The sequence below is a fragment of the Pseudomonas kitaguniensis genome, from assembly GCF_049199985.1.
Classification (GTDB): domain Bacteria; phylum Pseudomonadota; class Gammaproteobacteria; order Pseudomonadales; family Pseudomonadaceae; genus Aquipseudomonas; species Aquipseudomonas kitaguniensis.
Genome location: NZ_JBLZPT010000001.1, coordinates 615,549 through 640,640 on the forward strand (window position 1 = coordinate 615,549; position 25,092 = coordinate 640,640).

Here is a 25,092-nt window from a genome sequence, read left to right on the forward strand (position 1 = left end):
GCAGGCACCTCGGACCATCAGGCACACCGAGTTGAGGCTATCGCGAGCAAGCCCGCTCCCACAGTTTGACCGCGTTCGGCTTGGGAGATGGGGTCGGCTTTCGATCTTGAAAAGCCCAGCGCCCAAAAGCCGCATTCCGGCCTCAAATTCTACGGCGGCGGTTGAGCTGGGGGATCGCGGTTTGTGGGGTTTCCACACGCTGCGTTGAGGTCAGCGTGGCGGCGGCCAGTTGCGCCAGCGTCGGCTGGCTGAACAGCGTGCGCGCATCAACTTCCAACCCGGCCTTGCGCAGCCGCGCCACCAGGTTTACCGCCAGTAACGAGTGCCCACCGAGTTCGAAGAAGTGGTCGTGGCGCCCTACCCGCTCAAGCTTCAAGACCTCGGCCCAGATACCGCACATCAAATTCTCCACCGGCCCAACCGGCGCCTCATAGGCGCGGCTGACGACCGACTCCAAACCCGGCGCCGGCAGTGCCTTGCGGTCGAGTTTGCCGGCGGGGTTGAGCGGCAATGCGTCGAGCTGCACAAAGGCCGCTGGCACCATGTATTCCGGCAGTTGCTCCAGCACATGCGCACGCAAGGCGTCGAGGCTCGGCACTGCGCCACGCTGGGTAAAGTAAGCAACCAAACGCTCGTCGCGAATCAGCACCGCGACTTCGCGCAACGCTGGATGCGCGGCCAGGCGTGACTCGATTTCGCCGAGTTCCAGGCGCACCCCGCGCAGCTTGACCTGGAAGTCATTGCGCCCCAGAAACACCAGGTTGCCATCCGGCAAGTACCGCACCAGATCGCCGGTGCGGTATAACCGGTCACCCTTCACGAAAGGGCTGTCGATAAAGCGCTCGGCGCTCATCTGCTCAAGCCCCAAATAGCCCCGCGCAACACCGACGCCGCCGATGTGCAGTTGGCCGCTGACGCCGATGGGCACCGGCCGGTCGTGTTCGTCCAGCACGTACAGGCGCGTGTTATTGATAGCCCGACCGATTGGCAATTGCAGCGGCGGCACCGGCGCGCCGGGTTCCAGGGTCCAGGCGCTGCTGTCCACCGTGGCCTCAGTGGGGCCGTAGACATTGTGCAAACGTACAGTGGGCAAGCGCGCCTGTACGCCACGCGCCAGGGTTTCGGTGAGTTCACCGCCGCCACAGAGTACGTCGGTGAGGCTGGTGCACAGCGCCGACTCGTCCAGCTCAAGAAACTGCTGCAACATTGCCGGCACAAACTTGATCACGCTGATCCGCTGTTCACGAATCACCTGCGCCAGGTAAGCCGGTTCGCGATGGCCATCGGGCCGCGCGAGCACCAGCCGCATGCCATTGGTCAACGGCCAGAACAGCTCCCACACCGAGCCGTCGAAGCTGAACGGCGCGCGTTGCAACAGCGCACCGCCTTCGGCGTCAGGGCACAGTTGAGAGCCCCAGTGCATCAGGTTGCCGAGGCCACGGTGTTCGATCATCACACCCTTGGGCGTGCCGGTGGAGCCCGAGGTGTACATCACGTAGGCCAGGTTGGCGACGCTCAAACCCGGCACCGTTGGGTTGCCGGTAGGCGCCTGGCGCCAAGCACAGTGGTCGAAGTCGAGCACCGGTATCGACACCTCGCCCGGCACATCGCGAGTGGCCGCGTGTACCAGCAACGCCACCGGTTGGCTGTCTTTAAGCATGTAGGCCAGTCGCTCGCGCGGGTAGCCAGGGTCGAGCGGCACATAGGCGCCGCCCGCTTTGAGAATACCCAGCAAGCCCACCACCAGATCCAGCCCGCGCTCGACGCACAGCGCCACCCGCGAATCCGGCTGCACCCCGCGCTCGCGCAAGTGGAAGGCCAACTGGTTGGCACGCTCGTTAAGCTCACAGTAGGTCAGTTGCTGCTCGCCGGCCTGCACCGCGACAGCATGCGGAATGTGCCGCGCGTGGGCCTCGAACAGCGCCTGTACGGTGAGGGTTTCGGGGTACTCGGTTGCGGTGGCGTTAAAGTCCAGCAACAGCGTTTTCAATTCGTGCGCGGGCAGCACCTGCACCTCGCGCAAGGGCCGTTGCGGCGCCTGTTCAAGTGCATGCACCAGGCCGTGCAAGGCCGTGTCGAGGTAGCTCAACAGCCGCTCGGCACCGACTTGGCGCGGCGCCTTGGCCTTGAGACGAAAGCCACTGGCAATATCATCAACCGTGAGCATCAGCGGGTAACTGAGGATGTCTTCGCTGCTGAGCAAGGCGATGCCCGGCACCAGGCTCACATCGGTTTCGGCAGCCGTGTGGCGGTAGTTGAGCAAGCTGTTGAACAGCGGTGAGGCGCCGCTGCAACGCTGGGCCAGCGCCAGCGAGGCTTGTTCATGCGCGAGCAACGCGCTCAGTTGGGCGTGGGTGTCATTGACCGCATCAAGCACGGTTTGCCCGGCCAGGCGCACGCGCAGCGGCAAGGTATTGATGAACATGCCCAGCGCCCGGTCGGCGCCCTCACCGGCTTGCAAACGCCCAAGCAACACGGTACCGAACACCACGTCATCGCGGCCCGCCACACGGCTGAGCACCTGCGCCCAGGCCAGGTGAAACAGGCTGGCGGCGCTGACGCCGAAGGCACGCGCCTGCGCCCGCAAGCGTTGGTTGAGGGCGTCACTCAGCGGCTGTTCGAATGCTTGAGTGTCCGCGCGATCGGCCTGACGCTCGTGTAAACCGAAGGCCAGGGTCGGCTCGTCAACGTCGGCCAAGCGCTCACGAAAGAACGCCTCGTGCGCGGCTTGGCGCACCGGGCAGCGGGCCTGCGCAACCACATTGCGATAAGGCACCGGCACCGGCAACTGCGCCTGTTGGCCGAGCAGGTGGGCGCGAATTTCGTCGAGCAGCAGCGTGGTCGACGTGGCGTCGTTGACCAAGTGATGGAAGCGTAACCTGGCGACCCAGCGCTGGTTGTGTGGCTCTTCGGCGTAATCCAGGGCCATCAGCGGCGCCTGGCGCAAGTCCAGCGGTGCAGCCTGTTCACACAGCGGTTCGACACGCAACAACGCTTGGCGCCAGACCACTTGCATCGGCTGCTCAAGGGCGTCCCAGACCAGGCTGGTGCGCAAAATATCGTGGCGGTTGATCACCTGTTGCAAGGCGTGGGCAAACGCATCCAATTGCTCACGGCGCGCAAAACTGAACAGCGCCTGTTGCTGGTACGGGTCGCGCTCGTCGGTGATGTGGTGGTAAAGCAAACCTTCCTGCAAAGGCGCCAGCGGGTAGATTTCCTGCACATTGGCCGCCCCGCCGGGGATGCCGGCGACGATGCGCGCAAGGCTCGGCGCGTCGAGTTCGGCCAACGCGAGCATGTCCGCGGTGATAGCGGTGCAACCAGGCGGAATTCGATTGGCCGCAACCTCGACGTCGCTGCCGGCACTCGCCGCGGCCAACGCGGCCAACGTCGGTTGGCCAAACAGCACCTGCACATCGGCTTGCAACCCGGCCTGACGCATGCGTTGCACCAGTTGCACCGCCAGCAGCGAATGCCCGCCGAGTTCGAAGAAATGATCGTGGCGGCCCACCTGTTGAACCTGCAGCAGCTCGGCCCAGATCTGCGCCAGGGTACTTTCCGCACCTTGCAGCGGCGCCTCAAACACGCGCGTCACAAACGCTTGATGGGTGGGTTCAGGCAAGGCCTTGCGGTCGAGTTTGCCGTTGGCGGTCAGCGGCAAAACCTGCAGTTTCACATAGGCCACCGGCAGCATGTAGTCCGGCAACGAAGCTTGCAGGTGGGCGCGTAATGCTTCGATATCGACGGGGTGCTTTTCGATAAACCAGGCCAGTAATTGCCCCTCGCGATACTGCACCACAGCTTCCGTGACCGCCGGATGCTGCGCCAGCGCGGCTTCGATTTCGCCGAGTTCGATGCGCATGCCACGAATTTTTACCTGGTCGTCGTTACGCCCCAGGTATTCGAGGTTGCCGTCGGGCAGCCAGCGCGCCAAATCGCCGGTGCGGTACAGGCGGCCAGTGCTGAAAGGGTCATCAATAAAGCGCTCGGCACTCAGTTCGGCGCGGTTCAGGTAACCGCGCGCCACACCCTTGCCGCCGACGTACAACTCGCCCGCCACACCAATCGGCACCAGGCGTTGTTGTTGATCCAGCAGGTACACCGTGGCATTGGCGATAGGCCCGCCGATATGCAGCGGCCGGCCCACCTCGACGCGCCCGGAGGTGGCGACCACCGTAGCCTCGGTTGGGCCATAGTTGTTGATCACCGCAAAGGTCTGCGCCCGGGCGTAAGTGCGCAGGCGGTCGCCGCCAATCAACAAGGTGCGCAGGGTCGGGTGTTGCAGGCGCTGGCTGAAGGCGTACTCGGCCACCGGGGTCGGCAAAAAGCACACATCCAGAGGCTGCGCTTGCCACCAGCTCAACAGCGCATCAATGTCTTGCGCGTCATCGTGCGCAGGCGGCAGGTGCAGCGTGGCGCCCACGCACAGGGCCGGCCAGACCTCCCAGGCCATCGCATCAAAACCAAAGCCGGCGACGCTGGCGGTGTGGCTGCCCGCGTGCAGGTTAAACGCCTGGCAATGCCAGTCGACCAGATTCGACACGGTGTGATGCTCGACCATCACGCCCTTGGGTAACCCGGTGGAACCGGAGGTGTAGATCACATAGGCGAGGTTGCCCGGCGTGGCTGCCACACGCGGGCTGCCACCGAGGTGAGCGCGCAGGTTGCCGAGCCGAATCACCGGCACATCCAATGCCGGCAATCGATGCAACAAGTCGGGTTGAGTCAGCACCACCACCGGTGAACTGTCGTGCAACAGGTAATGCAGGCGCTCGGCGGGATGCGCCGGGTCCACCGGCACATAGCAGGCGCCGGACTTGAGCACCGCGAGCAGCCCGACCAACGTGTCCAGGCCGCGTCGGGCCACAATCGCCACGCGGTCATCCGGCTGCACGCCTTGATCCAGCAGCGTATAGGCCAGGGCATTGGCCTGTTGATCCAGCGCGGCGTAGGTCAGTTGTTGGCCTTGGTACACGGCCGCCACGGCCTGCGGTGTGCGCGCGGCTTGCGCTTCAATTCGCGCGTGCAGGGTTTGCACGCTGGCAGTCGCTTGCGCGGTGGTATTCCAGCGCTGAAGTTGCGCCTGTTCGGCAGGTGTCACCAGGGAAAACTCAGCCACGGTCAACCCGGCATCTGCCAGCCCCTGTTCCAGCAACCACGTGAAGCGCTGCACCAACGCCTGCACCTCGTCGTGCTGAAAATACGCCTCGTTGTACACGCAATGCAGGCTCGCGGTGCCCTGGCACGGGTTGCTGCGCAGGTGGATGGCAATCGGCAGCGATTCATGGTGGTTGGACACCTTGATCGCCCGCGCCTGCACCTGGCCAAAACGCAGGTCATGCTCGTCCTGCTCAAAGGACACCGACAGGTCGAACAACTGGCTGCGAGCGCTTCGGCGCAGGCCCAGCTCACGGTTCATCTCGCTCAACGGGTAACGCTGGTGGCGGAAATCCTGCTTGAGCTGGTCGCGCACACCGCGCACCAGCTCGCCGAAGGTCAACTGTTCGCGGCACTGAAAACGCACCGCACTGACCTGAGTGAACAAGCCCACGGTGGCGCGAAACTGTGCGTTGGAACGGTTGAGAATTGGCAGCCCCACCACCCATTCATCACGCTGGCTGGTACGCGTGAAATACACCGACATCGCTGCCAGCAACACATGAAAAGCCGAGGCCTGATAACGGCCGGCCAATGCTTCCATGCGCTGAAGCAGCGCCACCGGGAACGCTTGCACCAGGCTGTTGCTCGACGCCTGCGCGTTGTGCCGCGGGGTTAACAACGGCTCGGGTAACACCTGGAATTTGTCTAGCCAGTAGGCACGGTCACTGGCGTAGCGTGCGGATTGCGAATAGCGCTGGTCGGCGTCGATAAAGTCGATATAGGACGGCGCCAGCGGCTGCGGTGGCAGGCCTTGTTCAAGCTCGGTGTAGAGGCATGCGAGCGACTGCAGCATCTGGCCAAAGCCCCAGCCATCGAGGATCAGGTGATGGGCCTGGGTGCCGAGGCGGTAGTGATCTTCGGCGAGCTTGACCAGAAAAAAGCGAAACAACGGCTCACCCGCCATCGCATAGGGCCGCGCCATGTGCGCGTGCATCAACGCGTGGGTGGCGGCTGACGGGTCTGGCAGCGTGGAAAAATCATGCACGGGGACCTGCGCCGCCAACGTGGTGGCGAAGCTTTGCCGCGGCAAACCATCGGCATCACTGTGCAGTTGAGTGCGCAGCGCATCGTGCTTTGCCACCAACCGCTCGACGGCGTGCTGGATCAGTTCCGGCACCACGGCGCCGGCGAAATCCACATAGCCGCCAATGTTGTACAGCGGCGAATCGCCCGCACGCAGTTGGTCAAGCCAGATGTCGTGTTGGGCGGCAGTGAGGGCGAAGCTGGCCGGCAGGCAGTCGGGATGCGTCATAAGATCCTTCTCATGGGTGTCAGGCACTGGCCGCGCAGGGTGGCCCATTACGACAAAATTGCCGGATTTGAGCATGCCGACCAGCACCTGTCTGTCACCCGAAACCCGGACAGGTGACCGGCACAAACGGGCTTGGCTGAAGGTTCACTGCTGAAACGATTAAATGAATGTAAGAGATTGGCTACATTTCGCCGATGTCGATGCCCAACACAATACTGCATAAACGTATAAATATTATAATTATCAGCACGTTAGCCAGTATCAGTGACCATCCACCCTCTACCGTCGAGGGAATAGCCTGTAAGAAACGTCGAATTAATGACGCGGTTTTTATGGCAGTTTGTGTCCCTTGATTCCGCTACATACGTAGGATAAATCGCTATGGCTAAATGATTTTCAAACGCCGCGTTGCGTTTAAGGCGCACGGATAGCCCCCTACAGACCCAGGGCGTCCATCGACTTTTTTCGAGATCAATGAGATGGCTATGAGTCTGACGCTTAATATTGGCAACACACAGAGCCCGCACTTTTATGCAGAGCTGGGCGAACTGATTTCAACCAGTGGTCACGAGAACTTCGCTGCCCACATGTTGCATCTGGTCGACAAGTGGGTGCCGATTCACGTGGTAGACCTCAGTGAATGGACCCTTGATGACCTGCGTGACAGCGTGCGGGATATTAAGCTGTTGGGCAGCGCAGGGCTGCAAAGCGACCTGTCTGCGCCGCAGACGCTGCACCCGCTGAAGGACCACCCGCTGCTGCACGAAATGCTGCACATGCAAGACCCGCTACTGATCCAGATGAAGGCCAAAGCCAACAGCGCACACCCGCTCGGCAGCTCGCACCAGTGCAACCTGGTGTCGCGCCAGGGCAATCGGCGCTGCGTGATTTCGCTCTACCGCCTACCCACCCAGCAAAGCTTCTCGCTGGTTGAGTTATCGTTTCTCAAAAGCTTGTCGGAGACGCTGTTACCGCTGATGGAGCGGCATGCGCAGATCCTGCGCCATTCGCCGCATACCGACACCGAGCCGGCGCTCAACGTGTTGGAGCAATCGCAGTTGCAGCGCGAGTTCTACAAACGTTTGTCGCTCAGCGAGATCACCCTGTCGGCGCGCGAGCAGGAAGTTTGTCTGGGCCTGTTAACCGGCGGCACCGTGCCGCAGATGGCGGAAAAACTCAGCGTCAAGAACAGCTCGATTGAAACCTACCTGAAACGCGCCGCGGCTAAATTGGGCGTGAGTGGGCGACATGGTTTGGCCAAATGGATGGTGGGCGTCTGATCAAAAACTGTGGCGAGCGGGCTCGCTCGCCACACCAACGCTCGTGTCAGCGCTCTTCCAGTCGGTCGCGCAAAAACCGGTGGCTCTTGGAAAACAGCCTCCGATACGTAAGCAACACCGCGCCCACGGTGCCGAGCGCCGACGACGCAGCGATCAGAAACATGATCACGATCTGATAGCGCACCGCGTCCACCGGGCTCTCCCCTGCCAGCACCTGGCCGGTCATCATGCCCGGCAAACTGACGATGCCCACCACCGTCATCTGGTTCAGCGTCGGAATCATCCCGGCGCGTACGGCCTGGCGGATCGCTTCCTGCGCCGCTTCCCAGCGAGAACCGCCGAGCGCCAGGATCATCTCGATGGTGTTGCGGCCCGAGGTCAGTTCCTGGGTCATGCGCTCAATGCCCAACGACACGCCGGTCAGGGTGTTGCCGAGGATCATCCCCAAAATCGGGATCGCGTACTGCGGCTCGTACCACGGATGAATGCGGATCACCGCAAACAACCCGACCGCCGTGACCAGCCACGAACTGCCCCACACCGATACAATACTGTCCACACGTTGCCCGTGATAAGTCCGGCGCCCGCGCCCTGCCGCCGAGAGGCCGGCAATCAAGGTCATCGCACACATCAGCGGCAGCACCACGTACCAATAGGCGAACTCGAACACCCAACCCAGCAAGTAACCGATGGCCAGCAGTTGCACCACGGTGCGCACGGCTGCCCACAATAATTGGCGCCCCAACCCAAGTCGCAACAGCAGCGACAGCGCGCCGTTGACCAGAATCAGTGAAGCGGCGATGCCCATGTCGAGCGCCGTGAGGTTTTGATAATTCATCGCGGGTCTGCCCCGCTCAACACACCGGCAGCCATCTGCAGGTGGATCGTACTCATTCGCTGAGCCTGATCCAGGTCATGCGAGACCCAGATAAAAGCACGCGCGGCATCGCCGGCAAACCACGCTTCGATCAGTGCCTCGACCTCGCGCGACGACGCCGGGTCCAGGGCTGCGGTGGGTTCGTCGAGCAACAGCACTTCGGGGTTTAGTTGCAACGTGCGAATCAGCGAAACCACCTGCGACTCGCCGCCCGACAGGTCACCCGCGTTTTTCGCCAAAAAGTCCGGGGTTTTACCGGCATGCCCGAGCAACGCGGTGACCGCCGGCAGATCGAAACTGCGCTGGCGCAAGGTCTTGAGGCTAAACGGGAAACGCAGATTATCTTGCACCGAGCCCTCAATCAGCGCGGGGCGCTGCGACAGGTAACTGATGTGGCTCCGATAGTGCGGAATCTGTGCATTCACGATTGGCTGGTTATTCCACAGAATCTGCCCGCCGCTTGGCGTATCCAGCAACGCCAGCGCACGCAGGAACACACTTTTGCCGGAGCCGGAGGAACCGGTGATCGACACGCGATCGGCGCGGTTCAAGGTGAAATCGGTGGGCTGCAGCAACGCCACCTGGCGACGCTCATCGCTGCGCGTGAGGGCGCGGGTTTCTATCAGTGCGCTCATGGACGCGATGTTCCTCTTGGTCATGTCGGGCGTAATGGTGCGGCAGGCGCGGCAAGATTTCATGAAAAAATTCAAACTATCGCCACCCACGTCGTTCACACCTTCACGTGTAACGTAAAAGTAGGAGACGACATGCAATACCGACAACTGGGCCATTCGGGCCTGCTGGTATCCGAAATTATCCTCGGCACCGTGCCCTTTGGTGGCCGCGCCGAGTTCGAAAAATGCGGTTCGGTGGACGTGCCTCAGGCCAAGCGCATGTTCGATATCGCGTTCGACGCCGGGGTGAATATGGTCGACACCGCCGACCTCTACTCCCACGGCCTGGCTGAAGAAGTGGTCGGCAAAGCCTTGGGCGACAAGCGCCACGACATCCTGTTGGCCACCAAGGGCCGCAGCCCGGTGGATAAAAACCCGAACAACTCAGGCTCGTCGCGCTACCACCTGATCCGTGCCTGCGAAGCCAGTTTGAAGCGCTTGGGCACCGACCACATCGACCTCTATCAATTGCATAACTGGGACGGCATGACGCCGATCGAGGAGACGCTCGAAGCCCTGCGGCTGTTGGTCGGCTCGGGGAAAATTCGCTACTTCGGCACCAGCAACTTTACTGCCTGGCAGATGATGAAAACCTTGGGTAAAGCCGAGCTGCACGGCATGCTCAAGCCGATCACCCAACAGATTTACTACACGCCGGAATCGCGTGAAGCCGAGTACGAGTTGCTGCCGCTGGCGCTGGACCAGTCGGTGGGTACGCTGGTGTGGGGGCCGATGGGCGAAGGTTTGTTGACCGGTTCGACACGTCGCGGGCGCAAGCCGCCGGCGAATACGCGCCAGGGTAGCGACTGGCCGGAACCCTATGTGCATGATCAGGAGCGCGCGCTGGATATTATCGAGACGCTGGCGGCGGTCGGTGATGAGCACGGTGTTTCGGTCGCGCGTACGTGCCTGGCGTGGCTTAAAGACCGCCCGGGGATTACCTCGTTGATCGTCGGTGCGCGCACTGAAGAACACTTGCGTGACAATTTGGCGGCGACTGAACTGAAACTCACCGAAGAGCAGTTTGCGCGTATCGAAGCGGTGACGCGCCGTGAGCCGCTGTATCCGTACTGGCATCGCTTTACCGCCGGGATCGACCGCTTTGATCCGGCGGAGCAGCCCTTCCTGGCGGAGCACCAGAAGACCATGGACGCGCGCAAGGACAAATAAGCCCTGAGTGCGAATCTGCCAAACACAGCGGCTCAACCTGTGGAAGCGGGCTTGCTCGCGATAGCGGTGTGTCAGTTAAAAATACGTATCTGACGTACCGCAATCGCGAACAAGCCGGCTCCCACTTAAGCTCACCTCCGGCAACCCCGGGCCGCGCTATTCGCGCTAAGGCAGCGGATCAAACTTCAGTGCGCTCAAGCTCTGCACCTTGTCCTCACGGACCATCTTGTACTCGGTATTCGGGCCAATCCAGCGGTCCCAGATCGCGTCGATTTCCCCGGCCTTCTCCATCGTCATCAACGCCTCGTTAACCTTGGCCAGAAACGCCGGCTCATCACGGCGCATACCGGCGCCAATCGGCTCCAGCGCCATCGGCTCTTTGGCCAATGCCAATTCCACACCGCCGGCCTTGGCCTGGTTGACCAATTTCAGCGCGGTCATGGTGTTGGTGACCAAGCCCACCACCTTGTTCTGTTGCAGGGCCATGTAAGCCGAGCCGGTGTCCTGGAACGTCACCGGGGTAGCACCGGCCATGCGAATCGACTGCTCGGAGGTGGAGCCTTTGGTCGAGCTGATGCGCTTGTCCTTGAAGAAGCTTTTCGGCTGATCAGCATTCGCCGCGCGCACCACCAGGGTTTCCTTGGCGATGTAATACGGGTCGCTGAACTGGATCTGTTCGGCGCGGGTTTTGGTGTAGGCCAGGTTGGCGAAAATCACGTCGACACGGCCCATTTTTACTTCGGGAATGCGCGCTTCAACCGACAACGGCTTGAGCTCCAGGGCCACGCCCAAGGTCTTCGCCAGCGCTTTGCACAGGTCGACGTCCATGCCCACCAGCTCGCGGGTTTTTGGGTCTGGCGCAGAAAACGGCGGCACGTCGGCGTACACGCCGCAGCTCAAGGATTGCTTGGCCATGATGTCGCTCAATTGGTCGGCTTGAGCCACCGCGATTGCCAGTGGGCCGAGTGCCAGCGCGGTCAACAGGTGCTTCATACGCATGGTAAATCTCCAGAAAGTTGAACCCGCAAAAGGGCAGAGGGAGCAACGCCGCTGCAGCTCAATGGGCCCGCAGGTCGGCGATAAAACGTTGCGCTCGCGGGTGCGAAGGCTGGCTGAAAAAAGCCTCGGGTGTGCTCTTTTCCAGAATCTGCCCCGCGTCCATAAACCAGATGGTGTCGGCCACTTCGCGGGCGAAGTTCATCTCGTGGGTCACGCACATCATGGTCATGCCGTCCTTGGCCAAGCCTTTCATCACGCTCAGCACTTCACCGACCATTTCCGGGTCGAGTGCGCTGGTTGGCTCGTCGAACAACATCACCGGCGGCTCCATCGCCAAGGCGCGGGCAATCGCCACGCGTTGTTGCTGGCCGCCGGAGAGCTGCGCCGGGTAGGCGCCTGCCTTGTGGGCCAGGCCGACGCGGTCGAGCAGTTCCATGGCCTTGGTTTTTGCCGCCGCGCCCTTGAGGTTGCGCAGTTTGTTGGGCGCCAGGGTGATGTTTTCCAGCACTGACAGGTGCGGGAACAGGTTGAAGCTCTGGAACACGAACCCCACACGGCTGCGCAGGCGGTTGATCTGCGCGTCGGTGCCGTGCACGTCCTGGCCGTCGAACAGAATCTGGCCCTTTTGAATGTCTTCCAGGCGGTTGACCGTGCGGATCAAGGTCGACTTGCCCGAGCCCGATGGGCCGCACAGCACCACCACTTCACCGGGCTGCACGTGCGCCGTGATGTCGGTGAGCGCCTGGTATTCGCCGTACCATTTATTGATGTTCGAAAACATGATCATTGGATGCATGAGCGCAACCCTCTTCAATTATCAGTGGTCAGCAACGGACGCCCTGGCACGGTTTGCCCGCCGTCACCCAGGCGCTTGCGCGCAATGCGCTGCTCCACCCAACCGGCCAGACGCGTCAGGCCGAAACACAGCAGGTAGTAGATGATCGCCAGGATAAAAAACACCTGAAACGGCTTGGTCAGCAGTTGGTTGTTGACTTGGTTGGCGGCAAAGGTCACTTCCTGCACGTTGATCACATAGCCCAGTGACGTTTCCTTGATGATCGAGATGAACTGGCTGATCAGGCTGGGCAGCGCGTTGTACAGCGCCTGCGGCAAAATCACCCACAGCGTGGTGCGCACGTAGCCCAGGCCCAAGGCGCGCGACGCTTCGTACTGGCCACTCGGCAAGGCCTGAATGCCGCCGCGAATGATTTCGCAAAGGTAGGCGCTTTGGTAAATCACCAGCGTGCAGAGCATGGTCATGAACCCGGTGATGTTATGACCGATCAGCAACGGCACCAGGAAGTAGGTCCAGAAGATCACCATCAGCAACGGGATGCCGCGCAAAATGTAGACCCACACCGTGGCGAACAGGTAGAGGCTTTTCCACGGCGAGACCCGCGCCAACGCCAACAGCAAACCGAACGGGAACGCCACCAACAACGCCAGCGCCGCCAAAATCAACGTACTCGCCAAGCCGCCCAACGGCCCGTGCGGGTATTGGCCGATCAGCAACAGCGTCCAGTTTTGCTGGACTATCGCAAACATATCGAACATGGCCGTCTACCTCGCCAGGGCTTTGCTGAAGTGCCGGGCAAGCAACGCGCCGGCGCCCATCAGCAGCAGTGAAAACACCAGGTAGAACAGCGTGGCCACCAGGTACGACTCAAAGGTGCGGAACGTGTAGTTCTCGACTTCGCGGGTGGCGTAGGTCAGTTCCATCACGCCGATGGCCATCGCCAGGCTGGTGTTCTTGAACAACAGCACGGTGTGGTTGATCAGCGACGGCAGGCAATTGCGCACGCCTTGCGGCAGGATCACGTAGCGCATCGAGCGCACGTAACCGAGGCCCAACGCCCTCGACGCTTCGGTCTGCCCGGCGGGAATCGCGCGCAGGCCGCTGCGAATGTCTTCACAGAAATACGCGCCCTGGCACAGCCCCAAGGCAATCACCGAGAACAGGTATTCAGTGTTGTGGTTGGCCAGCCACAACTGCGCAGACTCGCTGAGCAGGGTCGGCACGCCGAAGTACCACAGCATCAATTGCACCAGGGTCGGCACATTCCGGTGGTAAGACACGTACCCCGCCACCAGGCGGTCGGCGAGTTTATTGCCGGTCAGGCGCACCGTCACCAGTGTCAGCGCCAGCACCATCGCCAGCAGCCAAGCGAACAACGCCAGCTGCAAGGTCATTTCGATGCCCTTGACGATCAGCTCGGCATATTCGCCCTGCATGATCGCGGCCAAATCGAAGTCTTGCTTCATGGTCAATCCCTATCGGCATTGGGCTAGGGCAGAAAATAAAATCACCCGGCGTGGCCGTGGCGGGGGTGCAGCGCTGACGGATCAATCCGTTCTTTTAAAGCGGCGGGTAGTCAGCCCTGGTAGTCCTGTGGCCGTGCGGTGGAAAGCCCGCCCGGCACCTGCAAGGTCGGGGTGATTTCCATGTGGCCGATGTTGACGGCAATCGGTGCGGCAATCGCAAAGGCGATGGCGTTGGCGATGTCTTCGGCCTGCGGTAATTCAAACCCTTCAACGAAGCGCTTGTAGGTCTCTTCGGAATCGCCGTGCACATGCGCGAAAATATCCGTGGCGACACGCCCGGGGCAGATCTCGGTGACCCGCACGCGCTTGCCGAACGCATCAATGCGCAACTGGCGCGAGAGCATGCTCACCGCCGCCTTGGTCGCGTGATAGGTGGAGTTGCCGCCAAAGTTGTAGGCCGCTGCAATCGAGCTGATGTTGATGATGTGCCCACAGTCGCGCTCGACCATGCCCGGCAAGGCCAGGCGCGCCAGGTGCAGCACGGCGCGCAGGTTGACGTCGATCAGCAGGTCGATACCGGCGGCGTCGGCCTTGAGCAACGAGCCTGGCTTGTCGACACCGGCGTTGTTGACCAGGATGTCGAAGCGCTGTTCGGCAAACAGCCGGGTCAGGCCCGCCAGGTCGGTTACGTCAATCGCGTGGGCGATGCAGCCGGTTTTGGCCGCGAGTGCCTGCAACTTGTCGGCGCTGCGGGCCAGCGCATGCACCTGCACGCCTTCCTGGCACAGACGTTCGACGACGGCGGCGCCGATGCCGGAGGAGGCCCCGGTGACCAGCGCGGTTTTGTAGTCGGAAAATGGCATGGAGAAATCCTTGTGCTACGGGTGATGGTTCGACTGTATCCAGCCTTCAGGCGCTGGACCAAGACGCAATGGTTGTGTGGCGATAAGGCCTGCTTATGACGCGGCTAAGAGCTCGGAAATCGGCGTAATCTGCCCGCCCAGTTGCTCGATTTCCTGGCGAATGGTGCGCGCCAGTTCGACCGCGCCGGGGGTGTCGCCGTGCAGCAGAATCGACTGGGCCGGCACCTTCAGCAGCTTGCCGCTGAGGGCGGTCACGCTGCCCTCCTCCAGCAACTGCCGCACCCGGCGCAGCACCGCCGCGGGTTGCTTGATCACCGAGCCTTCGACCGAGCGCGGCACCAGCAAGCAGTCATCGTCATAGGCGCGGTCGGCGAGAAACGTGGTCGCCACGCGCAAGCCGCATTTATCCGCCGCGCCCTCGATGGCACGGCTGCTTGAAGAGCTGATGATCAGCTTGGGGTCAAACGCCGCCACCGCGCGCACCAACGGCTCGGCCAGCGCGGCATCGGCAGCGGCCATATTGCCCAGCGCGCCGTGGAAACTCATGTGGGTCATGCGATGGCCGTTGACCGCTGCGATGCCCGCCAGCGCACCCAGTTGGTAAATCACACAGGCGACCAATTCCTTGATCTCGATGTTCATCTGCCGACGGCCGAAGCCCACCAGGTCCGGGAAGCCGACATGCGCGCCCACATCAATGCCACAGGCTTTGGCCAGGCGCACCGTGTTGTGCATGATCAACGGGTCGCCGGCGTGGAAACCGCAGGCGACGTTGGCGGACGAAACCAGACTGATCAGCGCTTCGTCTTCGCCCATGCGCCACGGGCCAAAGCCCTCGCCGAGGTCGGCGTTCAAATCAATTTTCATGGCTGACGCTCCAGGCCCATAAAGGCTTCGCCATAACCCACGGTGCTGCCACACGGCACGCGTACATCCAGAACCCGCGCCGCGTAAGGGCTGCGCTGTGGCAACAGCAACTCGCCCACTTGCAACAGTGCGACCAGTTGACCAGCCTTGAGGTGGTCACCCACGGCCACCCACGGTTCGCTGAGTTGCGGATGAGTCAGCAGCAAACGGCCAAGGCCGGTGGTTCGCAGCACGTCGGGTTCAATCGCAACGGGCGCAGGCGCCGCCACCCCGCTGCTTTCGGCCGAAACACTGCGTTTGAGCGCCAGGTGCACGCCCGGTCGGCTCAGCTCGGCGCCGGCCAAATGGTGTTCCTTGAGCCACAGCGCCAGTTGGCGAATTTCGTCGATGTTCATGCGTTAACTCCCTCACGGTGCAGGCCCACCAGGCGGCTGACTTCGCGCAGGTAACGGCGATTGGTTTGCAGCGCCTCGACGGCTTCACCGTAGCTGCACTCGACAAAGCGCACGTTGCTGCCGATGGGCGCCTGGCCCAGCCGCCACAGGTCGGCCTCGATCACGCTGCCGAACTTGGGGTAACCGCCGCTGGGTTGGGCGTCGCGCATCTGGATAATCGGCTGGCCACCGTGCGGCACCTGGATAACGCCCGGCACGATGCCATGCGAACGAATTTCCATGGGCGTTACAGGCAGCAGCGGCTCGCCCTGCAGCCGGTAGCCGTAGCGATTGCTCTGGGTGGTGATCTTCCACTCACCGGCCCAAAAGGCTGCACGTGAGGCGGGCTGAAAACGCTCATATTCAGCGGCTGGCAGCACGCGCATGGCGGGCACTCCATCCACCTGCAAGGGCAGCGCCAGGCTGGGTGCCAACACCCCAAAGTCCAACGCCAATGGGCTGATGCCAGGGCGTAACGCCGCCAGCCGATCACCTTGTTGCAGCGCGCGGCCGTCAAGGCCACCAAACTCGCCGCGCAGTTGCGTGCTGCGCGAGCCGAGCACCATCGGCACATCCACGCCTCCGGCGAGGCACAGGTAAGCGCGGCTACCGGACGTGGGGTAACCGAGGCTCAACACCTGACCTTCGAGGCCCTGATACACCCAGTTCGGCAGCAGCGGCTGGCCGTCGAGGGTGGCGTCGCACGCGGCGCCGGTCACAGCGAACGCGCAGTCCTGCAGCAGCCCCACGTCGAACGGAAACAGCGGTATTTCAATTGCGGCGGCGTCTTCGGGGTTTGCCAATAACACATTGCCCAAGGCCAGCGCCAACGGGTCCATCGCACCCGAAGTACCCACGCCGTAACCCAGGCTGCCGAAGCGGCCGAAGTCCTGCACAGTGGCCAGGGCGGTGGCCGATAGAATCTCGATCATCGAATGATCCTCTCGATGCGCAAGCGCAGGAAATCGCCTGGCCGCAGGATGGCTGGCGGGGTTTGGGCGGGGTCAAAAAAAGCCATTTCGGTACGCCCGATGGTGTTCCAGCCACTCGGGCCTGCCGACGCAGACACGCCGGTTTGTACGCCGCCAATCGACACCGAACCGGCGCCGATATTCAGTACCGGCACTTGGCGGCGCGGCGTGGCCAGGCGTGGGTCCATGCCGCCGAGGTAGCAGTAACCGGGGTGGCTGCCGAGTGCGTAAACCGGGTACAACGGTTCGCAGTGCAGGTTGGCAATGGTCTCGATGTTCAGCCCGGTGTGGGCGACCACGTCGGCCATGTGCGGGCCGAACTCGCCGCCATACACCACCGGCAGCTCGACGATACGCCCTTGCAGCGGCAGCGGCTGGCTGTGTTCCCACGCCTGCAAGAGGCGGTCGCACAGTGCGTCCAGCTCGCGCGGCGGCGTGAGAAACGTCAGCATCAAGTTATTCATGCCGGGGACGGCTTCACGAATTTCCGGCCATTCGCCAGCCAGCAAAGCCAGGCTCCAGATGCGCTGTTGCGGGGCCAGGTCGAGTTCGCCCGGTGCTTCGAACAGCAAGGCGCTGGAGCCCAACAGGCTGATGGTCGGGCCAGCGTGCCGATCGGCAGTGCTCATGTTGGACTCCTTTGCTGTAACCAGCGCTCCAGGTGATGAATGTCGACACCGCCGGCGCAGAAGGCCGGGTCGTCAAGAATGTCGCGGTGCAGCGCGATATTGGTGCTGATGCCCTCCACACGCATTTCGCTCAGGGCCAGGCGCATGCGTGCCATGGCTTCTTCACGCGTGGCGCCATGCGTGATGACTTTGGCCACCATCGAGTCGTAATACGGCGGCACGCGATAGCCGGTGGTGACATGCGAATCAACGCGCACGCCAAAGCCGCCCGGCACTTCCCAGCGCTGGATTAGGCCCGGTGTCGGCATAAAGGTGCTCGGGTCTTCGGCGTTGATGCGGCACTCCAGCGAGTGCCCGTTAAGCTGCACATCCTGCTGGCGCAGGCTCAGCACCTCACCACGCGCCATGCGCAGTTGTTGCTGAACAATATCGATGCCGGTGGTCATCTCCGTGACCGGGTGTTCCACCTGCAGGCGCGTATTCATCTCGATAAAAAAGAACTCGCCGTTCTCAAACAGAAACTCAAAAGTGCCCACGCCGCGATAGCCGATCTGCCGACACGCTTGGGCGCAGCGTTCGCCGACCTTGGCGATCAGCGCCGGATCAATACCCGGTGCCGGGGCTTCTTCCAGCACTTTCTGGTGCCGGCGTTGCAGCGAGCAATCACGGCAACCCAGCCAGATCGCATGGCCATGGGCATCGCACAGCACCTGGATTTCCACGTGCCGTGGGTGGCCGAGGAATTTCTCGATATACAGCTGCGGGTTGCCAAACGCCAGGCGCGCTTCTTCACGCGTCAGGCCGATGGCGGCCAGCAAGTCGGCCGCTTCGTGCACCACGCGCATGCCGCGACCGCCACCGCCACCCGCCGCCTTGACGATCACCGGGTAGCCGATTTCAGCGGCAATCGCGAGGATGCTCGCATCGTCGCCCGGCATGCTTGAATCCGGCCCCGGCACGCACGGCACACCGGCTTCACGCATGGCGCGCTTGGCAGCGACTTTGTCGCCCATGGTGCGAATGCAGGCAGCGCTTGGGCCGATAAACGTCAGGCCCGCGGCTTCAATGCGCTCGGCAAACCCGGCGTTTTCCGAGAGAAACCCGTAACCCGGATGAATCGCCTGCGCGCCGCTGACCTTCGCGGCAAACAGCAACGCCGTCTGGTTCAGGTAGCTCAGGCCGGGTGCCGCGGGGCCGATGCACAGCGACTCGTCGGCGTTTTGCACATATTGCGCGTGGCGGTCGGCCTCGGAGTGCACGGCCACGGTCTTGATGCCCAGGCCATGGCAGGCACGCTGAATGCGCAGGGCGATTTCGCCACGGTTGGCGATCAGCACTTTATCGAACATTGTAGTCACCTGAATAACCAATACGCGTGGGGGTTAACCGAGTCGAAACAAGGCCTGGCCGGCTTCAACTTCAACCCCGGCCTGCGCCAGCACCGCGAGGACGTTGCCGGCGACCTTGGCCTTGACCGGGTGGAACATCTTCATCGCCTCGATCACCGCCACGGTCTGGCCCGCCTCGATGGCTTGCCCGACGCTCACGAAGGGCGCTTCGCCGACAGCGGGCGTCAGGTGCAGCACGCCGTAGAGGCTGGCCTTGATTTCCACAGCGCTGGGGGCGGCGGTTGCTACCGCGGGTGGCGGCGCTGCGCTCACGCTGGGCGCTGCGCTGATAACGCCCTGCCCCGGCTGCTTGAACAGCCGCAGCGTGGTGTCGCCTTCGGTGAGGCTCAGTTCCAGCAGATCGGATTCGGCGAGCAAATCCATCAACCCCTTGATACGTGCTGAATCCATGTACGGCCCCTGCCTGTCGAGCGTGTCTTGAGTGGATAGGCCCAATCTACCGAGCCCCTCGAAAAGCAGCCAAGACGCTTTGGCTTTGGGGTGATAAGCCGACCTTATGACCCCTCAGATCAAGCTGCCACGCATCTGCGCAACCAATTCCAGCAGGATCGCCTTGACCGCCTGCGCCGGCACCGACAACGGCAAGTGCCCGGACAAGCACAGCGCCAGCGGTGCTTCTACCTCGGGCTGGACAATGCGGCACATGTGCACCGAGGTGGCAGCCACCATCACCCGCGCCGACGACTCCGGCAGGATGGTCGAGCCGAAGTGGTCGGCCACAGCTGCCGTGAGCGTGGTCGACGACTCGATTTCGGCCACCACCCGCGCGCCCAGGCCGATGCGCAGAAAGGCCTCATCGACCAGGCGGCGCATGACGTTGTAGGGGCGCGGCAACAGCATGTCCATATCGGCCAGCTCGGCCAGCGGGATGTCATCACGCGTTGCAATCGCAGGGTCGGCACTCACCAGGTACAGCGGCTCGCGCAACAGCGAGACGAAACTCAAGCCATGCACTTCGCGCCCGCCGTAGAGCACGGCCATGTCCATGCGCCCGTTCATGATCAGCTCACTCAGCGTGGTGCCGAAGTTTTCATTGAGGTAGAGCAGGATGCCCGGGTGCCGCTCGCGCACCGTGCGCAACAGCGGCAGCGACAACGCCGACGCGGCGGTGCCCGGTGCGAGCCCGACCGAGACCTGCCCGGACAACGCCTGGCCGGTGGCGTTGATGTCGCTCTGGGCCTGTTCGCACTGGCGCAGGATGATTTGCGCATGCCCATACAACACCTTGCCCGCCTCGGTGGGCGTGACGCCGCGCTTGGTGCGAATCAGCAGTTGTTGTTGCAGCTCGGCTTCCAGGGTTGCCAGTTGCTGGCTTAACGCCGGTTGCGCCACATGCAGCACATCGGCGGCTTGGGTCATGCTGCCGATGTCGACCAACTTTACGAAATACTTCAATCGACGCAGGTTCAAGTGGGCGGTGCTCTTGTAAGGATGAGTGGGGGTTTGATGCCGCGCTGTTGCGCGTCATAGGGGTGTCTGCTGGATTGGGTACTTACCCGTTATTGGGTTTACCAACCCCCCAAGCCGAACTCGGTCAACACTGTGGGAGCGGGCTTGCTCGCGATTCGGTGTGTCAGTTGAAAAATACTTATCTGATACACCGCAATCGCGACCAAGCCCGCTCCCACAAAAGCGCTTTTGATCTGCTTTAACCACTCCATCAAAAATTCGGCAGGCGTGCCCAAGTGATTGCAAAACCCAGGCCACAGCCATAAGGCTTCGCTATGGCTGACGCACATCCACCCCTCAAGGCACCCGCCCGGAGCACGCGGGGCTGGGCGCACTTGTTTGGTGCGCAGCCAGCCATAAGCAGTTCCTATCAAACCAGAACGATCTCGTCTTATCGCCGCCTCCCCCGCGCCTCGTACTGTGGCCCCGTCAACGCCATCAACGAGGAACGCCCGTGACCGCCTCCCGCATCGCCGCCCGTGTGCAACGCATCAAACCATCGCCCAGCAGCGCCGCGTCCGACCGCGCCAACGAGCTGCGTCGCCAAGGCCAGTCCATCATTAACCTGGTGGTCGGCGAGCCGGACTTCGATACCCCACCGAATATTCGCCAGGCCGCCAACGCCGCTATCGAGCGCGGTGAAACCCGCTACACGCAGAACGCCGGCACACCGGAACTGCGCCAGGCGATTGTCGACAAACTGGCGCGCGAAAACGGCCTGACCTACAGCGCGCAGCATGTGCTGGTCACCAGCGGCGCCAAGAGCGCAATCTTCAATGCCTTCGCCGCCACCCTCGGCGCGGGCGATGAAGTACTGATACCGGCGCCGTACTGGGTGTCGTACCCGGACATGGTGCTGGCCTGCGAAGGCGAGCCGGTGACTCTCGCCTGCCCCGAGCACAACGGCTTCAAGCTGACGCCTGCGCAACTGCGCGCAGCAATCACCGAACGCACCCGCTGGCTGCTGCTTAATTCACCGAGCAACCCCACCGGCGCCAGCTATAGCCACAGCGAATTACGTGCCCTTGCCGACGTGTTGCTGGACTACCCGCAGGTGCTGTTGATGACCGATGACATCTACGAGCACATCCGTTTCGACGGCCTCGACAACCCGCATATTCTGGCCATCGAACCGGCCTTGAGCGCGCGCACGCTGTTGGTCAACGGCGTGTCCAAAACCTATGCCATGACCGGCTGGCGCATCGGTTACGCCGCCGGCCCCGCCGACCTGATCGGTGCCATGGCCACCCTGCAATCGCAGTCCACCAGCAATGCCTGCTCGATCAGCCAGGCCGCAGCGGTCGAGGCGCTCAACGGCGACCAGCACTTCGTCAAGCACAGCGTGGTGGTTTACCAGCAACGCCGCGACCGTTGCCTGGAGCTGCTTAACGCCATCGAGGGGCTGAGCTGCCGCAAGCCGGACGGCGCGTTTTACCTGTACGTAAATTGCGCCGGCCTGCTGGGTAAAACCACACCCGACGGCACCACGCTGCACAGCGACAGCGAGGTGGTCATGTACCTGCTGGAAAGCCAGGGCGTGGCGGTGGTCGCGGGCACCGCGTATGGCCTGGCACCGTTTTTTCGCATGTCGATTGCGACCGACATCAGCACCCTCGACCAAGGCTGCGCGCGCATCAAAGCTGCCGTTGCTGCGTTGCGCTGAGGACCGACGATGAGCGTGGCGGCCCACCCTCCCCTGAGTTTCAAGCAAGCCTTGTTGGCCATGCTCGGCATCTCGCTGGTGCTGATGCTCTCGGCGCTGGACCAGACCGTGATCGGCAACGCTTTGCCGAGCATTGTTGCCGAACTGCATGGCTTTGAACTCTATGCGTGGGTCGCCACCGGTTATCTGTTGGCGTCCATTGTGACCATTCCGATTTTCGGGCGGCTGGGCGATTACTACGGGCGCAAGCCCTTCGTGCTGGCCGCCACATTGATTTTTACCCTGGCCTCGCTGGCCTGCGCGATGGCCAACGACATGCTGGTATTGGTGCTCGGCCGCGCGCTGCAGGGCGTGGGGGGCGGCATGTTGATCGGCACCGCGTTCGCCTGCATCCCCGAACTGTTTCCCGATACCCGCCAACGCCTGCGCTGGCAAATGTTGTTGAGTGCGATGTTCAGTGTGGTGAATGCGATCGGCCCCGGGCTGGGCGGCTACCTCACCGGCGTTTACGGCTGGCGTTCGGTGTTTTACATCAACCTGCCGTTGGGTTGCCTGGCCTTGTTGATCGCCTGGCGTTACCTGCCCTGGTATCGCCCGCAACAGCGCAGCGGCATTCGCCTGGACTGGCCCGGCGCGCTGTTGATCGCGCTGGCGCTGGGCAGTCTGCAACTGTTTGTGGAATGGCTGGGGCATTCGAGCCTGGCCTTGAGCGCGAGTTTGGGGCTCGCCTGCATTGCCGCGATCATCGCCTTGTGGCACTGGGAACGGCGCTGCGCGCATGCGCTGCTGCCGGTTGCGCTATTCAGTTTGCCGAGCATGCGCTTGCTGTTTGTGCTGTCGATGGCCGCCGGCGCGATCATGTTTTCGCTGTTGTTCTACTTGCCGCTATTGCTGCAAGGCGCCTATGGCTACTCGCCGCAGGACGCCGGCTTGCTGATCACGCCGCTGGCATTGAGCATCACGCTCGGCGCCATCATTAACAGCCGCGTGGTCACACGGTTGCGCAACCCCAACCATTTGCCGCTGGCGGGTTTTGTCGCGCTGCTGCTGGCGTGCCTCGGCCTGGCGCTGGTCGGGCGTGGGGCCTCGTTCAACCTGTTGCTCGGTTTGATTTTGCTGGCGGGTCTGGGCCTGGGATTTATTCTGCTGAACCTCACGGTGTTCACGCAAACCCTGGCCGAGCGCCAGTTCCTCGGTATCGCCACGGCGCTGACCCAATCGCTGCGATTGGTCGGCGGCTTGCTCGGCACGGCCGGCATGGGTGTGCTGGTCAACCTGCTCTACAGCAGCAACTTGCAGCGGGTGTTTCTCGCGGCGGGCAACGCCGAAGGCCTGGCGCTGTATGCCGACCCGCAAGTGTTGCTGCACGCCACCCTGGAGCCTTCACCCTGGCTGAACCTGGCGCGTGATGCGCTGGCCCAGTCGGTGGGTGTCGGCCTGTTGCTGTGCGCCGCAATTGGCGTGCTGGCGCTGTTCATTCTGTACCGCTTGCCGCCGGTGCGACTGCCGGTCTCCTGAAAAAAACTAGAAACACCACTGCCGCTTTTGACTGCCCTCAAAAAACACTAATCACACATGGGGATCACTCCGATGGAGCTTTTCAATCGCGCACCCACCGTTTTGGCCGGCCTCTGCGGCCTGCTCATCGCCCAACAAGGCTATGCCGCAGGCCTGGTGGAAGACAGCAAGCTGAATGTGCTGGCCCGCAACTTCTTCAGCAATGCCGACAACCGCAGCGGCGCGGCAGACCCTAACTACACCCAGGAATGGGGCCAAGGCTTTATCGCCAACTTCGAGTCGGGTTACACCCAAGGCGCGGTAGGTTTCGGCGTCGACGCTATCGGCATGTTCGGTGTGCGCCTGGACTCCGGCAAAGGTCGCCACTACAACCCGCAACACACCGCGTTCAATGGCAACGTGTTCCCCACCGGCTCCGATGGCCGCGCGGTGGATGAGTTCGGCAGCCTGGGCATGACCGCCAAGGCCAGGTTCGCCAAAACCGAGCTGAAATACGGCACCCTGGTGCCGATGCTGCCGGTCGTGATGGCCACCGATCGCATGCTGCAACAGACGTTCAACGGGGGCCAGGTGCAGTCCAAAGACCTCGACCATTTCACCTTCACCCTCGGCCAGTTGGAACACGTAAAAGGTCGCGGCTCAAGCAACCAAATGGGCATGTCGATTCCGGGCGCCAACAATGCCGTCACCGGTGAATTCGTCAACAAGTTCTATTACGGCGGGGTCGACTACAAAGCGACAAAAGACCTGACCTTGCAGTACTACTACGGCAACCTTCAGGACTTCTACAAACAGCACTTCCTTGGCCTGAAATACGACTGGCAGATCGGCCCCGGCACCCTGCGCACCGACCTGCGGCACTTCGACAACCGTTCCGATGGCGCCAACAGCAACGACCCGGCCTTCTACACCTTTGGCTACTACGGCAACGGCGTGACCAAAGGCAAAGTCGACAGCCGCCTGAGCAGTGCCCAGTTCACGTATTTGATCAACGGCCATACACTGTCTGCCGGCCTGCAACAAGTCAGCGGCGACAGCGACGCGGTGTGGCTGAACCAGGGTGACGGTTCCACGGCGTACTTCATGACCGAGTCGATGATCGGCAAATTCCAGCGCGCCGGCGAAACCACTTGGCAGGTGCGTTACGGCTATGACTTTGCCACGGTCGGCGTACCCGGCCTGAGCTTCCTCGGCATGTACGAAAGCGGCTCGAACATACGCACGCCCACCGGCGATAAAAGCGAATGGGAACGCAACCTCACGGTCAGCTATGTGATCCAGCAAGGCCCGTTGAAGAACCTGAGCATTGCCTTGCGCCACGCCTCGTTGCGCACGGAAGTGACCACCCAACGCGACAGCGATGAACATCGCGTAATCATCAGCTACCCGTTAAGCATTTTGTAAACGCCAACACTCGGGCGACAGTGGGGCCGAGCCTTGCGCGAGGCTCGCCCCACACTGCTCGATGCGCGAAACCCCGTTGCAATCCGCCGCCGCAGTGCCTTATATTTACCGCCTGGCGCTCTCTACGCCACCTTCCGCGGAAAGGGCTGCGCCCAAGACAATCACGCTTCACCTCATTTCTACGACTCCCAACCTTTAAGCGGAAAAGGTC

The 25,092-nt window shown here is 62.3% G+C and carries 20 protein-coding genes; 5 read left to right on the top strand and 15 right to left on the bottom strand.

What is annotated here, in order from left to right; genetic code table 11:
* Positions 1-142 precede the first annotated feature (142 nt).
* Complete coding sequence (locus ACOZK9_RS02950; protein ID WP_421555245.1) at positions 143-6,412, bottom strand: amino acid adenylation domain-containing protein; 6,270 nt, start codon at positions 6,410-6,412, stop codon at positions 143-145.
* Between the two features lie 485 nt (positions 6,413-6,897).
* On the opposite strand from ACOZK9_RS02950, the gene ACOZK9_RS02955 reads away from it, so the two are divergent.
* Positions 6,898-7,692, top strand: a complete 795-nt coding sequence (locus ACOZK9_RS02955) for a helix-turn-helix transcriptional regulator (protein WP_058412805.1) — start codon at positions 6,898-6,900, stop codon at positions 7,690-7,692.
* A gap of 46 nt (positions 7,693-7,738) precedes the next feature.
* On the opposite strand, the gene ACOZK9_RS02960 is transcribed toward ACOZK9_RS02955, so the two are convergent.
* Both ACOZK9_RS02960 and ACOZK9_RS02965 read right to left on the bottom strand, forming a co-directional pair.
* On the bottom strand, positions 7,739-8,530 hold the full coding sequence (locus ACOZK9_RS02960; RefSeq protein ID WP_058412806.1) for an ABC transporter permease: 792 nt from the start codon (positions 8,528-8,530) through the stop codon (positions 7,739-7,741).
* A complete protein-coding gene (locus ACOZK9_RS02965) occupies positions 8,527-9,204 on the bottom strand; it encodes an ABC transporter ATP-binding protein (protein ID WP_058412807.1) in 678 nt (225 codons plus the stop codon). The genes ACOZK9_RS02960 and ACOZK9_RS02965 overlap by 4 nt, the downstream gene beginning before the upstream one ends.
* 132 nt (positions 9,205-9,336) lie before the next feature.
* Here ACOZK9_RS02965 and ACOZK9_RS02970 point away from each other — a divergent pair, with 132 nt between their 5' ends.
* Positions 9,337-10,413: an aldo/keto reductase gene (locus tag ACOZK9_RS02970; protein ID WP_152747717.1), complete on the top strand. Its 1,077-nt coding sequence runs from the start codon at positions 9,337-9,339 to the stop codon at positions 10,411-10,413.
* Between the two features lie 165 nt (positions 10,414-10,578).
* On the opposite strand, the gene ACOZK9_RS02975 is transcribed toward ACOZK9_RS02970, so the two are convergent.
* The 12 genes from ACOZK9_RS02975 to nac form a co-directional block, all read right to left on the bottom strand.
* Positions 10,579-11,412: an ABC transporter substrate-binding protein gene (locus tag ACOZK9_RS02975; RefSeq protein WP_421555246.1), complete on the bottom strand. Its 834-nt coding sequence runs from the start codon at positions 11,410-11,412 to the stop codon at positions 10,579-10,581.
* Between the two features lie 58 nt (positions 11,413-11,470).
* Positions 11,471-12,199 (bottom strand): amino acid ABC transporter ATP-binding protein, encoded by a 729-nt coding sequence (locus tag ACOZK9_RS02980; protein WP_183141085.1) that lies wholly within the window; start codon positions 12,197-12,199, stop codon positions 11,471-11,473.
* 23 nt (positions 12,200-12,222) lie between these two features.
* Positions 12,223-12,966 (bottom strand): amino acid ABC transporter permease, encoded by a 744-nt coding sequence (locus tag ACOZK9_RS02985; protein WP_421555247.1) that lies wholly within the window; start codon positions 12,964-12,966, stop codon positions 12,223-12,225.
* A 6-nt stretch (positions 12,967-12,972) separates the two neighbouring features.
* Positions 12,973-13,674 carry an amino acid ABC transporter permease gene (locus ACOZK9_RS02990; protein WP_058412812.1) on the bottom strand — a complete coding sequence of 234 codons (702 nt, stop codon included), beginning with the start codon at positions 13,672-13,674 and terminating at the stop codon, positions 12,973-12,975.
* A gap of 110 nt (positions 13,675-13,784) precedes the next feature.
* Positions 13,785-14,537, bottom strand: coding sequence for an SDR family oxidoreductase (locus ACOZK9_RS02995; protein ID WP_058412813.1), 753 nt, complete (start codon positions 14,535-14,537; stop codon positions 13,785-13,787).
* 93 nt (positions 14,538-14,630) lie between these two features.
* Positions 14,631-15,404, bottom strand: coding sequence for a LamB/YcsF family protein (locus ACOZK9_RS03000; RefSeq protein WP_421555248.1), 774 nt, complete (start codon positions 15,402-15,404; stop codon positions 14,631-14,633).
* Entirely contained in the window at positions 15,401-15,799 is a 399-nt protein-coding gene (locus tag ACOZK9_RS03005; protein ID WP_421555249.1) for a hypothetical protein, read from the bottom strand. Before ACOZK9_RS03005 ends, ACOZK9_RS03000 begins: the two co-directional genes overlap by 4 nt.
* On the bottom strand, positions 15,796-16,770 hold the full coding sequence (locus ACOZK9_RS03010; protein WP_421555250.1) for a 5-oxoprolinase subunit C family protein: 975 nt from the start codon (positions 16,768-16,770) through the stop codon (positions 15,796-15,798). Before ACOZK9_RS03010 ends, ACOZK9_RS03005 begins: the two co-directional genes overlap by 4 nt.
* Complete coding sequence (gene pxpB, locus ACOZK9_RS03015; RefSeq protein WP_152747713.1) at positions 16,767-17,438, bottom strand: 5-oxoprolinase subunit PxpB; 672 nt, start codon at positions 17,436-17,438, stop codon at positions 16,767-16,769. The genes ACOZK9_RS03010 and pxpB overlap by 4 nt, the downstream gene beginning before the upstream one ends.
* Positions 17,435-18,787, bottom strand: coding sequence for an acetyl-CoA carboxylase biotin carboxylase subunit (accC, locus tag ACOZK9_RS03020; RefSeq protein ID WP_122250335.1), 1,353 nt, complete (start codon positions 18,785-18,787; stop codon positions 17,435-17,437). Before accC ends, pxpB begins: the two co-directional genes overlap by 4 nt.
* 33 nt (positions 18,788-18,820) lie before the next feature.
* The gene (locus ACOZK9_RS03025) at positions 18,821-19,237 is read right to left on the bottom strand and encodes an acetyl-CoA carboxylase biotin carboxyl carrier protein (RefSeq protein ID WP_421555251.1); all 417 of its coding nucleotides are present in this window, start codon (positions 19,235-19,237) and stop codon (positions 18,821-18,823) included.
* A 114-nt stretch (positions 19,238-19,351) separates the two neighbouring features.
* Positions 19,352-20,257 carry a nitrogen assimilation transcriptional regulator NAC gene (gene nac, locus ACOZK9_RS03030; RefSeq protein ID WP_058412820.1) on the bottom strand — a complete coding sequence of 302 codons (906 nt, stop codon included), beginning with the start codon at positions 20,255-20,257 and terminating at the stop codon, positions 19,352-19,354.
* A gap of 493 nt (positions 20,258-20,750) precedes the next feature.
* Here nac and ACOZK9_RS03035 point away from each other — a divergent pair, with 493 nt between their 5' ends.
* The 3 genes from ACOZK9_RS03035 to ACOZK9_RS03045 all read left to right on the top strand — a co-directional run bounded on the left by ACOZK9_RS03035 (position 20,751) and on the right by ACOZK9_RS03045 (position 24,881).
* Positions 20,751-21,959, top strand: a complete 1,209-nt coding sequence (locus tag ACOZK9_RS03035) for an aspartate transaminase (RefSeq protein ID WP_099236753.1) — start codon at positions 20,751-20,753, stop codon at positions 21,957-21,959.
* A 9-nt stretch (positions 21,960-21,968) separates the two neighbouring features.
* Complete coding sequence (locus ACOZK9_RS03040; RefSeq protein WP_122250338.1) at positions 21,969-23,477, top strand: MFS transporter; 1,509 nt, start codon at positions 21,969-21,971, stop codon at positions 23,475-23,477.
* Between the two features lie 72 nt (positions 23,478-23,549).
* Positions 23,550-24,881: an OprD family porin gene (locus tag ACOZK9_RS03045; RefSeq protein ID WP_058412824.1), complete on the top strand. Its 1,332-nt coding sequence runs from the start codon at positions 23,550-23,552 to the stop codon at positions 24,879-24,881.
* The last annotated feature ends 211 nt before the right edge of the window (positions 24,882-25,092 follow it).